The 14346-nt window shown below is 31.2% G+C and carries 9 protein-coding genes; all 9 read right to left on the reverse strand.

The features are described 5' to 3' along the window. Nucleotides 1–10: 10 nt before the first annotated feature. Nucleotides 11–6211 (reverse strand): Ig-like domain-containing protein, encoded by a 6201-nt coding sequence (locus V1T75_RS02425; RefSeq protein ID WP_330486978.1) that lies wholly within the window; start codon nucleotides 6209–6211, stop codon nucleotides 11–13. Between the two features lie 58 nt (nucleotides 6212–6269). After that, nucleotides 6270–6881: a hypothetical protein gene (locus V1T75_RS02430; protein ID WP_330486979.1), complete on the reverse strand. Its 612-nt coding sequence runs from the start codon at nucleotides 6879–6881 to the stop codon at nucleotides 6270–6272. 36 nt (nucleotides 6882–6917) lie between these two features. Then, nucleotides 6918–7451: an OmpH family outer membrane protein gene (locus V1T75_RS02435; protein ID WP_330486980.1), complete on the reverse strand. Its 534-nt coding sequence runs from the start codon at nucleotides 7449–7451 to the stop codon at nucleotides 6918–6920. 73 nt (nucleotides 7452–7524) lie between these two features. Further along, nucleotides 7525–8052, reverse strand: coding sequence for a hypothetical protein (locus V1T75_RS02440; RefSeq protein ID WP_330486981.1), 528 nt, complete (start codon nucleotides 8050–8052; stop codon nucleotides 7525–7527). Then, a complete protein-coding gene (locus V1T75_RS02445; RefSeq protein ID WP_330486982.1) occupies nucleotides 8039–9253 on the reverse strand; it encodes a hypothetical protein in 1215 nt (404 codons plus the stop codon). Before V1T75_RS02445 ends, V1T75_RS02440 begins: the two co-directional genes overlap by 14 nt. Further along, a complete protein-coding gene (locus tag V1T75_RS02450; protein ID WP_330486983.1) occupies nucleotides 9254–11401 on the reverse strand; it encodes a type II secretion system protein GspD in 2148 nt (715 codons plus the stop codon). A gap of 6 nt (nucleotides 11402–11407) precedes the next feature. Next, entirely contained in the window at nucleotides 11408–12655 is a 1248-nt protein-coding gene (locus V1T75_RS02455; protein WP_330486984.1) for a hypothetical protein, read from the reverse strand. Nucleotides 12656–12691: 36 nt separating this feature from the next. Continuing rightward, entirely contained in the window at nucleotides 12692–13423 is a 732-nt protein-coding gene (locus V1T75_RS02460) for a hypothetical protein (RefSeq protein ID WP_330486985.1), read from the reverse strand. 235 nt (nucleotides 13424–13658) lie between these two features. Next, nucleotides 13659–14159 (reverse strand): hypothetical protein, encoded by a 501-nt coding sequence (locus V1T75_RS02465; protein WP_330486986.1) that lies wholly within the window; start codon nucleotides 14157–14159, stop codon nucleotides 13659–13661. Nucleotides 14160–14346: the final 187 nt, after the last annotated feature.

Here is a 14346-nt window from a genome sequence, read left to right on the forward strand (position 1 = left end):
TAATTATATATTATTTAGGTTCTTCTAATACTGGACCGTCTCCCATGCTACCTCCACAAGGTCCTGTAGCACTATTTACAGTTTTTACCTTTCCAGAAATATTGTCTGTAATTGTGCAAGAAATTTGATAATACTCATTTGCTGAACAACTTGTACAAACATAGTAATCTGAACTTCCTGTATGAGTACTTACTACATTATCGTTGTAGTCTATCTTTTTCCACACATATGTAAAAGAACCACTACCTCCAGCAATTGTTACTTTAAAGGTGGTGCAAGCTTTATGACCAACGTCTACAAAATCTGTAATTTTAATAAGAGGGAAGAACGTATCTTCTGTCAAACTTATATTTACTGTAGCTGTGTTGCTTGACTTAGCAGGTGTGCCATTATCTTTTATTGAATAAGTGAAACTATCTTGCCCATAAAAATTCGCATTAGGTGTATAAACAATTTTATTATTGTTTATGGCTACTACTCCATTACTTGGAAGTGACACTATTTTGTCTATTGTTAATACATCTAATGAATTAGGATCATAATCATTAGCTAACACATCTAATGTTAATGCTTCATTTGTTACTACCTTAAAATGATAATTGTCGGACATCGCTGTAGGTGCATCATTAACATATACAACTCCATCGTCTTCACAGCAACCACATATTCCTGAGTTAGATGGTGCGTTTTTATACCTATATCGATATTCTTTTAATAATTTGAAACCTCCAATATTTATGCCTTGATTTAGAACTTCTTTAAAGGTTTTACATAATCTACCTGCCTTATCATATTTAAATTCAGTTGCCAAATTATTAGCATCTAAAATAAAGCGCAACTCATCTGTATTCTTATCATACACATAGCTATTCATACTTGATGCTACTGGGTGAATTCTAAAATCATCAATAATACCAGACGTAGACAAGCCTTCATTAGTTAGATATAAATCTAAACTAGTATTATCAACTACTGTGATAAAATGATTTACCAACGTCCAGTTTCCAGCTTTCACTGTTTCTTGCGATGCTATATTTTGAGTACCATATATTAAGTTAGCATTAGGAACATCCTTTGATTCTGTATCTGGAGTATACAACCAATATGATACTTTATAGTTTCCTGGTCTAAACTTTTTTCCTAATAAAGTAGAACCCTCTCTTGAATCTATGTGTAACTTAAATGCTTTTGATGTTGCTCTCACAACTACTGCAGATTCTCCAGTGTGAGCTTCAGAACTCAATTGTGTGTTTTCAAATAAAAACTCTCCTTCTCTACCACTTTTATACTCTTCTAAACCAGAGTAATACATTTCTGTATATTGGGCATTTCCTCCTGCTATCGTTTTACTAAAATTAGCATCCATCTTGGAAGATGCGTAATTATCATTAATATCCCTTGCTTCTATTGGAACTGAATAATGTGAATAACGCATTATCTCTGAAACTTCTTCCCACTCGGTATTTGTTTGCGTAGCTCCAACACCCCAATTAAAAGAGTTTTGGTTAAGGAGTTTTCCATAAGTTCCATATTCATCTATAGCTCCCTTCCAAACAAAACTTTTGTGTTTACGCCAAATTTTTTCATTATCTGCAGTTGGTTTTAACTCTCCTCCATCTTTATCTCTATACACCCAGTCATTATTCCAAGTAGTAACCCCAGCACTCGTAGTTCTCCAATTATTAGGGGCGACTTCTACGGAGGTTACATTCATAGCCTCTTGTGTTAACATATTTCTATAAGATGGATTATTTATTTTAGACCCCATCTGAATATACTTTTCATAAGCAGGATACTTTGTTTCTTTTACTTTAGTTCCGTCTGCTTTGGTTTTTATAGAAGTTCTATATGAACCTAAATATGGGTCTTGATTTAAGTACTCTATTGAAGAGGTTCCATAGGGTGTTACAGAGGTTACTTTATTTAAGATTTTTCCTCCTTCAATTTTTGTTGATTTTGATAAAGCTCTTCTTTTTAAATTTCTATTGTAATAATTACCATTATCTTCATCATATGAATAGTCATAAATTGACTTCATTGATGTAAACGTTTCCTGGTATTTTCCTAATTTGTTTGTATACTCATTTGTTGTTTTATTCAACAATTGGTTTTCTGCATTAAACTGCTCTATAGAAATAAGCTGCCCTATTTTGGCTAAATTGGTTTCAATTGTAATGTCTTTAGCCTTAATTTTCTCTTTTGGAATGTTTATATCATTTACCGTAGCCTTAAATAAAACCTCTCCGTCGTTATCCTTCATCGTAAATCCAGGATCAAAAATGTGGAAATTTGGCTGTAAGGTATAATAATGATATCGTGTACTTTCAGATGGTAGTTCTTTCCCTGTAGCATCATATCCTCTTGCTTTCATAGTTACCCATTCATACATAACTCCTGGCCCTGGTAATTCATTTTGATATGGTACGAATGTTGTTCCATAAATTGGGTAAAAAGAGGTAATTCCTGAAGATTTATCAGTAAATCCACCATTTACAAAATCAGGAACTCTATAGTCATAGGTTGTTTCATACGTAGCTCCTGCTTCATCATTTACTGTAATTTTCGCCACTTTTAATCCACCTCCATTATTTCCTGATGGAGATTTTGTTGCTAGTAACTTATATCTAATTGAATGTCCTGGTTCACCTCTAGATACATCTCCTGGGGTTTGTCCTCTTTCTTTGTTTGAATAGTAATCACTGTAACTCCAATTTCTCTTTGACCACCAAGCAGGTTTAGAAGTAAAAGTGCTAATATCAAAATAAGAAAATGGTAATGATTGCTTACATTTTCCACCACAATTTCTGCAGTCGTTAATATCATTCCCTATAGCTTTTAATACTATTTCTGTATCAGTTAAACTTTTAAGCTCTAAGCCTTCTTCTTTTGGAAACACATCTATTTTCCCTCTAGAATCATGACTATTAGTTACGCCTTCGTGCAGAGTAACTCCAATCCATAAATCCAAAAACACCTTATCGTCTGACTTAAAATAATTAGTAAATTTATCTCTATCTCGTACAACATACCCATCATCATACTTAATGTGAATTTCGAACTCATCAACTGGAGAATCTACTGTTTTAACCACATTAAACTTCAGGTTATCTTCCCAAAACCTTCTTGAAAAAGCTTCCACATAATAGTCATCCTCTTCATAAGCAATATCAATTGTACTTCCTTGAGGGGTTTTGATACTATTTAAACTCCAAGTATCAGCCAATGTTTTTCCGTCAGCACTTTCTCCAGCAATAAAGCCCCAACTATCTTTTTTATTAAATTCTTTCTCTTTTCCTATAGCATCTGGTGAATCGTTTCTTGAAAAAACTACTTCAGTTCCATCCTTTCTTATACCTTTTTTATAATTGAATTCATATGGAGGCATATAATCATATAATTCACTTTCTGTTGCTCCTTCTTTCATTCCTCTTCCATAAAAATGTACTTTTTCTAAAGTTAACCTTCCTTTTTCAGGAGATATAGAGTTAGGAGATTGTTTTGCTAAATCATAGCTATGTGAAAACTTAATTACTTTTAAAGCTTTGCTATAGTCGTAATTTTTCACATCATCATCATTTACGTCTAATACGTTATTTGCCTGGTGCAACCTGTGTGATTTTGCTGCATTAGGAATATATTTAGAAAACAACGTTCCATTATTTCCATTTAATGTCGTATTATAAGGTGCATTTTTCGTCGATGCACTAATTCCACCCAATGCATTTGATGAACTAATTGTATTTAAATTAGACTCCTTATTTTTCTCAATGATAATTTTGTCTAAACGAAGTAAATACTCTGTTTCATAGCTAGCATATTCTTCTCCTAGAATTACCTCGTCATTTCCATTCTCATCAACAAATGTTGAACCCGCCGTACCTATAGCTAATTTGCTGATTTGATTATCTCTCCAGTTCTTTAGAGTAACGTACTGAACAGATGAAACTCCATACCTCTCTTTATACTTATCTAACACAGCATTTAGCCTTGATAAATTAACAGCATTACTAAAATTATAATCTAAATCTGTTCCTAATCCATCTTTACGAATATCCTTAACAAAATACGCTGTTTGTTCTCTTGATACTATCCTATCCAGATAGTACAAATCTTTTCTACCCTGTAAAAAATGACCTGCATCTGCTTTGTTAACATCGTTCTCATTATATGTAGAGTATCTACGGTAATCCTTATTACTTGTAATACTATTATCTTGTCCTACTAAATCGCTATTAGCGTATGGAGTTCTCCATGTATAAGCATTTGACCATTGTCCATGTTCTAAACGTAACCAATACCCATAATCTCCATTATCAGGATAACTATTTCCATTTGTATCTACATAATCAGGCCCTGTAATTGCGGTTAATAACCAGTGTGTTGCATATGGAGTAGCTTCTCTTTTTGAACTTGAGTTTAATCCACTTATGTTTAATCCTTTATCTATTTCTATAAAATTATGTTCAACTTTTTCATATTGATACACCGGTTGTCCAAAATGATACACTTTCCCATCTGGAGTTGTAATCTTATATCCTCCAATACCATCTTTTTCATAACCTAAATTAGCAACCCTTGAAGTAGTTGTATTTGTATTCGAATTATAAACGGTATTAGGCTTCAACATTAGCCCAGGGTTTTGATCTAATTGTGTATTCGTAAATACTTCTACAAAACTTCCTGTTTTAGGACGTTGCTTATAACTCCCAGATTTTCTAGCAAAATCATTTAAATTTAAAGCTGTAGTGCTACTTGAAAAATTACCAAGGTATCCTCCTACCGACATATAATTCATTATTTGACCATCAAACGCAAAATATAAGTTGTTGTCAGAAATACTTTTATTTGTTTTTAAAGTAACTTGAGAAGTTTCTCTATCATAGGAATTATGGTAAAACACTTTCATCTTCTTATTAGAATCATCAGTATCTTTTCCTTCAAATCCTTCCCCTATCAATACCGAATTTTCCCCAATAATTGGTGACAAATTCCCACTTATACCACTAGCATTAATTCCATAACTGTCGTATCCAGCGAAAGTAAAGTTGATTTTTTCAATTGAATTTCTATAATCTTGAATAAAATCTATTTCATGTTGCGCTAATTCTTGATCATAAATATCTCCATAAAAATTTCTTCTTTGTAGGTCTTCAAAAGCGCTGTCATAATAAGTTCCATTAGAATCAGTAGCGTCTTTTCTTTCTCCTAATTCTGTGTTAAACACCTCTCCTGTTTGGTAGAAACTACCAAAACCATATCTATTTAACCCTTTTTTATATTTAATTTTTTGTCTTTGATACCCGAATCCAAAATTGAAAATCCAAATGTTAATTGGAATATAAAAACCACTAGAACTAACACTCATATCAGCTGCTGAAAAGCTACCAATACTACCTCCTCCTCCAGCGCTTCTTTTACTTTTTCCTTCTCCTGAACCTCCTCCAATTGAAAATCCAGCTCCTACTCCACTACCAGAAATAGAAACTCCTAAACCTGCATTTAATCCTCCTTTACTATAACCTGCTGATAATCCAACCGAGATCCCACTTTTTTTTACGTTACCGCTAATCGACAAACTTCCCCCAAATGGTGAACCACTGTTTGTTCCACCAGGCTTATCAAATGCACCATCAAACCCTAAACCATTCGATATTACGCTAGTACTTAATCCTACACCATAATTTCCATCAGTATCAATTGATGCAGAAATTGGACCAATTGCAGCAGAAACAGACCCTGTTAAAGATTTATTTGATCCCCATGACAAACCAACACCTACCTCGGCGGCTTTACCAAAACCAACTCCTACATTAACCGTATAGGTTTCCGTTTCATAATAGTAGTATGTAAACTTCATACTTCTACCCATATTCCAATCATCTGGAGTTGAAACTACTCCCCTTGAAATAGATCCAGTATTAATATTCCACCCTAGTCCTGCCCATGAAGCATCCATATCCATAGGGATTCCCGCATGATAAGATAATGTTACAGGAAACCCATCAACTTCTAATAGTGGTAATACGTATGCCATATCTCCTGAAGACAGGTTTACCATATCGGTAGCATTCACAGGTTCAAAACCTGAAGCTTCTGGTGCATCTGGACCATTATTATTTGCATACAATGCATTATAAGGTAGCATTGTACTTAAAAAATTTAACAAGAAAAAAATAGCAATGGTTCTTCTGGTTTGTTTATTCTTTATCATATTTGGTTGGTTTTCTATAAATAGATTGCTTCGGTCGTTTCCTTCCTCGCAATGACAATTAATTCTTAAACTTTATCGTGGGTTCGTTTTTTATAATTTTAGTGGGTACTTTAAACTTCACTTCTCCTGTATAGGTTCCCAAATCTCCTATGGTAAGGTTTAAATATGCTTCTTGTAAATACTTCTCTTCTCTGGGATATACAAACAGCATTGTCGTAGCTCTGCTCATTCCATACATTCTCGGGTATACATAATCCAGTAAGTCTAAAGTGTCTTTCTTGGGAGTAAACACATGTACTTTCTTATCCATTCCAAAAGCCAACTCATTTACCATAGCGCCAAATTCTTGTCGGTTTCTTGGAGTAGTACTTAGTAGTTCTTTATTGTCTCTTGACATTGACAACGTAAAGTAAATATACTGACTATACTTTTCTCTTAGTTTGGCTACCTTTTCTGAGGTTACTTCATCTCCCAACTCCTGATCTACTAATAAATCTGTAGGTTTGTATAGCAACGTAAAATCATAACCATTTACATTTTTTTCTTGTAAATAGTTATGATTTTTGTCTTGTAAGTACTTCCACATCAATTCCTTTGTTTCAAAGGTTTTTGACGTACAACTACTAAGAAGCATCAGTATTGATGCCAACAATAAACAAATACGACTCATAGCAATAACAGTGTATTTTATCCTCTTTAGCTTTTTTTACTTTCCTTCGAAGTCTGAGTTTAATCCCTGCAACACTTCTTCTGTTAAGTCAGCACTCTTATCGGCATACATTACATTTCCTGAACCACTGGCTCCGAAAATAATTTTATAGCCTTTTTTCTTACCAAACTCCTTTACAAAGTCATTAATATCGTTCACAACTGTTTGGGTTGCCTTTTTATCTTCTTCTTGAATTTGCTTTTGAACAGCTTGTTGATAGTTGTTTATTTGCTGTTGTTTATTTCCTAACAACTCTTGCTTTAACTTCAACTCTTTGCTTGAATAGCCTGAACGTTCTTTTTCGTACAGTTTTAATTCTTTTTGCCAATCGGTAACTAAACTATCTACATTAGATTTTAAAACCTTGGCTTTCTTTTCAAATTCTCCTCGTACTACCTTAGTTCTTTTATAACCATCTAATAATTTATTTACGTCTACATATACTAACTCTGAAGTATTCTGTGAATAAAAAAATGTAAATAACGACACAATTAAGGACATAGAAGCTAAGCCTATAGCAATTTTTTTCATAGTATTTCTAATGTTTTGTTTTCTTATAAATCTCCGCAAAAATAATATTTTCTACTTTTTACCCAACTATTTTTCACTTTGTTTTTACTTTTTGTAAATAAATTTTCAGAAACAACTCAAAAGTGTTTTTTCTATAATTTTTATTTTTTATAAAAGTTATAGAAGTTACCTCACCTAACCGTTGATTTTCTAAATAATGTAAAAACGATAATAATGTTGTAAAACTTCCTTGAACTTCAATAACATAAGTTTCTTTGATTTGTTTTGATTCGAACTTGTGCGGTGAACTTAAAGAGGTAAGTTTTAGACTTGAAGTATCTTGCGTATATTTTGTTATTTTATTCAGTAATAACTGTTGAAATGATGCATTAACTTGTAAATCATTCACTTTTAATATTGAATCTAAAAACACATTCTCTTGCACTAATGTATTAATTAGTTTATCAGCATTTTTCGCATATTTTAGCCTTTGCTGTTCTTTTTTATAGTTGTTTTTTAAATCAATCGTTTTTTTTATCGTAAACGGATAACTAATCAAAAGCACCATTACAAAGCCTGTAACTAAGAGTATTAAATTTGTATTTGAACTATTCTTTTTCATTAATAATTGTAATAAATAATGTAAAAGAGTTTTTTTGCCTTGTTTTGTTTTCTAAATCATTTACAACAACATCATCAACCCATTTTAATTTAGCTAGTTCATCGACCCATTTTGATATTTCATAACTATCAACAGCTTCTCCTTCAACTACAAAAACATTTTTCTTATATAAAATTTCTTTTTCTTTTTTTATCTTTTTTTGTAATGGTTGAAAAGTTATCTCTTTTAACAAAATACTACTTGGTACTCTATAAGCAATTTCATCTACATACCATGAAATTTTAGATTCCAATACAGAGTTGAAATTATTAATTAATGCTGCTTTTCCTTCTCGTTTTGTTTTAAGCTCTTCAATAAAGTCTTTGTTATCTTTTAATGATGATAATTCTCCTTCTACTTTTTGAATTTCGGTAGTATAATGACTAAAAAAAAGAAAATTGACTAGAAACAAAAGAAAAAGGAAAATTAAAGAGACCATAAGTCCTTTAGAAAACAATCTTTTTTTTACGAATTCCTCTTTTAGAGCTTTTACACAACTTTCTTTATTAGATTCAATAGGAATTATTACGTCAAAGAAAAAATATAAAATTGAAGAAAAGCCTAGTAAATTTTCACATGATAACTCTACACCATTTACATCATATCCTTTGCTATTTCCTTTACTTTCTTCAATACTTAAAAACTCATTTCCTTCAAAATAAATCTTTGAATTAGAAGTATAAATAACCTCTTTTGAAATATATGAAAATATATTTTTTACTAACCCGTTTCCTAAATAAAAAGCTACAATATTCATTTTAGCTTCTTTAAAAAGCCTTAGTAGTTTGTTAACGTATTCCTTCCTAACTATAGATACTAATCCTTTTTCTTTTCCTTTGTATACTTCATAAAAAAAATCATCTGTACTTATATTGGGAAATGCAGATTGAATTACTTCATTTTTTCTACCTGACAAAGAAATTAATGAGACTAATTTTGTAATTACATTTTTATTATTAAAAACGATACAAGTAGGTACCAATGTATCTTTTGCAAACATTAATAGTTCATCTAATTTTGTAAAAGAGACAGTTTCTACAACTATAAGTTCATTCTTTTTTTTCTGTAATTTTAAATAATTTATACATTCATTACCTTCAGCATCAAAAGTAAATTCAATTGCTGTAAAAATATTTCCGTATTTTAAATTACTAAATTTCATTTATTTAATAATGGTAGGTCTTATCAGTACAGATAATCTTGATTTAGATGCAGTACGTGTTCTTTTACTGAATAGCCATTTTATTATGGGAATTCTTGCTAAAAAAGGAACTCCTGATCCAGAATTTTTCTTTACATTTTCTTCTAATCCCCCTAAGATTACTACATCCTGATCTTTAACTCTTACTGTTGATGTAAACTCTCTTGAGTTCATACCCGGAGGTGCTTCCGCATCAATACGTTCTCCATTAAAACTAGATTGTAGCACATTCACGCTTAATGTAATTTGTTCATCTCCTGCTACTAATGGTCTAATAGAGATTGACAAGTTTGCGTCTATTGGATAATAATTCTTTATCTCCGTTGTTTGCGGGTTTTGCGAACCTATTACATCTCTTCTTGTTACCGCGTAATACGATGTTACTCCGTTAGATAATGTTGCATTATGCCCATTAAGAGTTGAAAGTTTTGGCGTTGACCTTACTTTTACGTTTCCGTTAGATTCCATAGCATGGATACGTGCATAAAAGTTTGGAGTAACTTTCCCAACATTTAATGCTCCAAAACCATTAAAACCTCCTATTATTTTATTTATTGATGCTGCTCCTAAGGTTAAGTCTGTTGATGCAAAAATTTTTCCACCGTCTTTAACTTCACTCTCTGCCAATCCAAACTCTACTCCTGCATTTAATGTATTGGTTTTGTTTACCTCTAAAATCATAACCTCTATTAAAATTACAGGTACTGGTTTATCTATTCTATTAATAAAACTTTTGAATTTTTCTATTTTTTGCTGATCTCCAGTAACAACAAATGCATTGTGTTCAATATCTGTTTTAACCTCTAAGTCTTTAATTAATTCTTGAGGTAAAATATTTACTAAGGCTTCTGATTTAGACTGATGACTACTAAAAGGTTGTCCACCGGTATTGTTTATTCTTTGTTGATAATTATTACCCACTCCCCTAGATTGCTGACTGTTAAAGTTTTGCCCTCCATTAAAAGAAGAATTATTATTGTACAAGCTATTTTGAGAGAAACTTGAGTTACTTCCAAAATTTGCACTACTTCTTCTACTCTGCATCGGTTGGTTCATTACTTCAATCGACCTATGCATTAACGGGATAACAACCGAATTCCTTAAGGAGTTTTGCTCTCTTTTACCAAAGAAATAAATATTGTTTTCTATTTTAAAAGTATACTCTGTGTCTTCTAAAACTTTCTCTAGTAAATTATCATAACTAATTTCACTTGCTTTTACCGAAGCTGTTCCAATATTTGTTAATGGGATATTTGTAAAGCTATTTACATTTAATTCATACCCAATATCCTTAATAACAGATTCAATAGCTACGTTTTCAAAATCTACCTCTAATTTTTTACTTATAGAATCTAAGATCTTAAAATAAAAATTGGTATTTCTATACCTAGCTGGTCTAGGGTTAACTTGTGTCTTTCTAGTATCTCTTACATTTTTTGAAACAGTATTATCTACAAAACCTTCAAATAAGTAATAATTATCTTTAGTTTTTGTTACCGTAAGATTATTAGAAAACGCTAATTTATCTACAGCACTCTCAAATGACTTTTCTTTTATATATCCAGATATTTTTTTATAGCCAAGCCCTGGTGAAAACACTAAATTTTTCCCAGTAACATCTGTTATTTTTTTAAACGCTATAGACAAAGTATCATTCTGTAAGTCTATTGAAAAAAGATCTTTACTTTTATCATAAGTAACGGGTATATTTCTAGGCACGTACTTTTTTACCTCTTCCTTTTGCTGAGGCAACTTATTAAGTGAAATAATATTTCCTGTTAATTCTATAGTCAAATTGTACTCTTTACACAAGTACAACAATACATCTATAACTTTTGCGTTAGAAAATGAGTGTGTCAAATTGATGTTTGACAATTGTGCATCTACACTAATGTTAACTTCACTATCCTTTCCTACTGCTCTAATAAAAGTAGGCAATTGAGACTTACTTATATTAAAATCTACAGGTTTTAATAATCCTGGTACTTTAGTAGTTAACTCATTAAGCTGGTCTCTTAAGGTAGAAATTCGTATACTTTCATTGTTGCTTTGAGAAAAAACAACTCCAGATATCACGAATAGCACTATAAAACTAATTCTTTTTATCACAAAATCTTATTTTATATTGTTAAGAATAGTAGCAACTTTCTTTTCTAGCTCCTCTATTCTGTTGGTTTTATCCTTTAAATTTTTATTTTCTTCTTCTAGCTTTTTCAGCCTATTTTCTTGTTGAAGTGTATACAAGGTTAATTCTTCTATTTTTTGAAGTAACTTCTTATTCATCTCTCCTAACTTTACTCCATTCTTTTCCACTTCTTTTGCACTTGGTATATTTTGTAGATGTCCTTTCTCTTTAATATGCTTTGCTACTTCTTTGAGTGTTGGTAAATTATATTCTTTTTCAAAAACATAATCTGGCCAACCTACCAAATCTACTTTTACTTCTTTTGAATGTATAGTTCCATTGACAGCTAGTTTAACATCAGGATTTGTCGTACCTATTCCTATATTGCCATTAGTTCTTATAGTAAGACGTTCAATCCCATTAGTCTTTAATAATAAATTTTCATCTGCATTAATTCCTAAATTAAAATGACTAACCCCTTCTGTTCCTATATAATGTGTTGAATTACCACTTGTAGCTCTTTTACCTTGAAAAGTAATCCCAGCTGAATTACTTGTTGATGTAGTAGATATTTTTATTTTACTATCTCCATTATCTTCTACATGTAGTTTTTCAGCAGGGGATATTACACCTATCCCTACATTTCCATCAGACTTAATAACCATCTTTTCTGATCCGGGAGTACCATTATAGCCTGTATAAAACCGATGGTTATGTTGGCTAAAATAATCCAAATCTCCACTACTAATTCCAAAGCCAAAATAGTTGTTGTCTCCTCCTTGCCATAAAGTGATTTTATTTGGCGAAGCGCTAGGATTAGAATGAGAATTATCAAAAATTAGTTTATTTGCTTTAAGTACTTTTACATTCCAATCTATAGTACTCTTATTCGCATTGGCAGATGTGTAAAATGTTTCCCAATTACTCCATCCTTGATTGTTATACTTTCCTAGCCTAATCTTAGGAGCATTACCTCCATTTATTCCTTCCCCATAAGGAAAATATAATTGAAATGTACCACCGTCTTGTGTTGTTGAGTAACTTCCACCTGCTAAAACTGTTCCATAAGAAAGAAAACCATTAACTGGTCTAACAAAAGATAATTGAAGTTTTTTTGAAAACGTTTTAGGTTCATCTGTGCTATTCCAAACATTATCCGCTAAAGCAGTTAATTCAGTTGTTTGTGAGTGTAAAGAGAATGATAATATAGACGCTGTTATAAAAATGTATTTTTTCATAATAAACAATTTTTGTTTTTCTTTTTCTAACTTCTATTAAAACTTAAAGCTACTTTCAGTTAATTGTTCTAATAGCTTATTCGGGTTTCTATTGGTGTTCTCATTACAATTTTCTCCTTCGTCTAACAAAGCCCCAATTTTTAGTTTTTTTCTATCTGTTAACTCCCAGCAAAATGATGATAGATCATATCCAAACGTTACCATACCATATAAGTTTAGCTTATCTATAAGTTTACCATTTTGGTATAGCATTAAATACTGTTCTTTATTATTAAGCGTTTGCAAATAAAACGCATTTGTTTTTCTTATCTTTTCAAGGTTTGAAGGTGTAACTACAACTCTTACTTTTGATACTAATGAGCTTGTGTAATTACTTTTTATATACTTATAAACTTCAGGATTTTCATTATTTAGAGCGCTTATCACCCCAACCTTGTCCATAATTTGTAGTTCGATAAATTTTGGTTTTTCTGCTATAGAATCTATATACGTTATTGTATTCGCATTTGAAGTTTGCTGTATTGATTTTATATACCTGTTATACGTTGTTTTATCAAAACTTTGAATAACCGCAGCTACTTTAATTCTTGTTTTATATCTGGGAATACCAAAAACACGATACGCTGTTTTTTGTATCGATCTTTTTTGTTCTCCTATTACCCCTAACTCAATTGGAGAAGAAGCTAAATGTAAGGTCTTTTTTTTAGGTAATACATTACACGATATCATCATTGAAGCAATGATAACTAAAAGCAATTTTTTCATCATAAAATATATAGTATATTTCTAATTCAACGCAAATGTAAAAAATAATTTTAAAGTAACGCTTGTAGATACTTAATAGAGTTTAAAATGTGTTGATTATGAAATGTCGTTGGTTTAAAATTACCTCCCGTAAAAGCAATTCCTCTACATGGTAGTATACAATATACCACTCTCAGATTTTGCAATAATCTTTTCTGTTTCTCTTTTATCTTGGTATGGGGTTATGTAATGTCATTCCTCAGTTTTTAAATCGATGCATATTGACAAGTTCGACGGTTTCAAATATAACTGTTTTGTATGAAGATTGTATCTTTTTCCACATTACAAACTTTGACTTAGACTCTTTTGTTTTTCTATAAATATTGACTTTAACACTCTCTTCTTCCTTAAGAATTACACTAACATAAGTTGAATCGGTTGCAAAAGTTTCAAGAATAGTCGTAATATATTTAAACTCTTCAACTGCTGAAATTCCATTTACGTGTGTAACATATTTATAGTCGTTTTTTTGGGTGTTTACTTTACCTATTGCGTAATTATTGGGATAATGATACCTATCTGAATACGTACTTTTATCTTGATATGCAATTTCATAATCTCCTATTTTAATGACTTGTACCAGCTTACTAGGAATGATGCGCATGTCAACCAATTCAATCACCAATTTTTCTTTGTTAACTGGAAAAGTACAGCTAACTAGGAATAAAAGCACTATTAATTGTAAGATAATGTTTTTCACCTGTCAATATTTATTGTTTTAGAGATCAGATACGGTACCAAAAATTACTATATCGGTTACATTTACATGTTTTATTAATAAATATTTCATAACTTTTTTAATCAAAAATAGTCTGTATAGCACTAATCTTTTTTTAACAAGTATCATAGTCTAAACCTTTAAGGTTACCTTCTTTAAATATCTCATA

Origin of the sequence: Tenacibaculum sp. FZY0031, assembly GCF_036350695.1 — a bacterium.
Classification (GTDB): Bacteria; Bacteroidota; Bacteroidia; order Flavobacteriales; family Flavobacteriaceae; genus Polaribacter.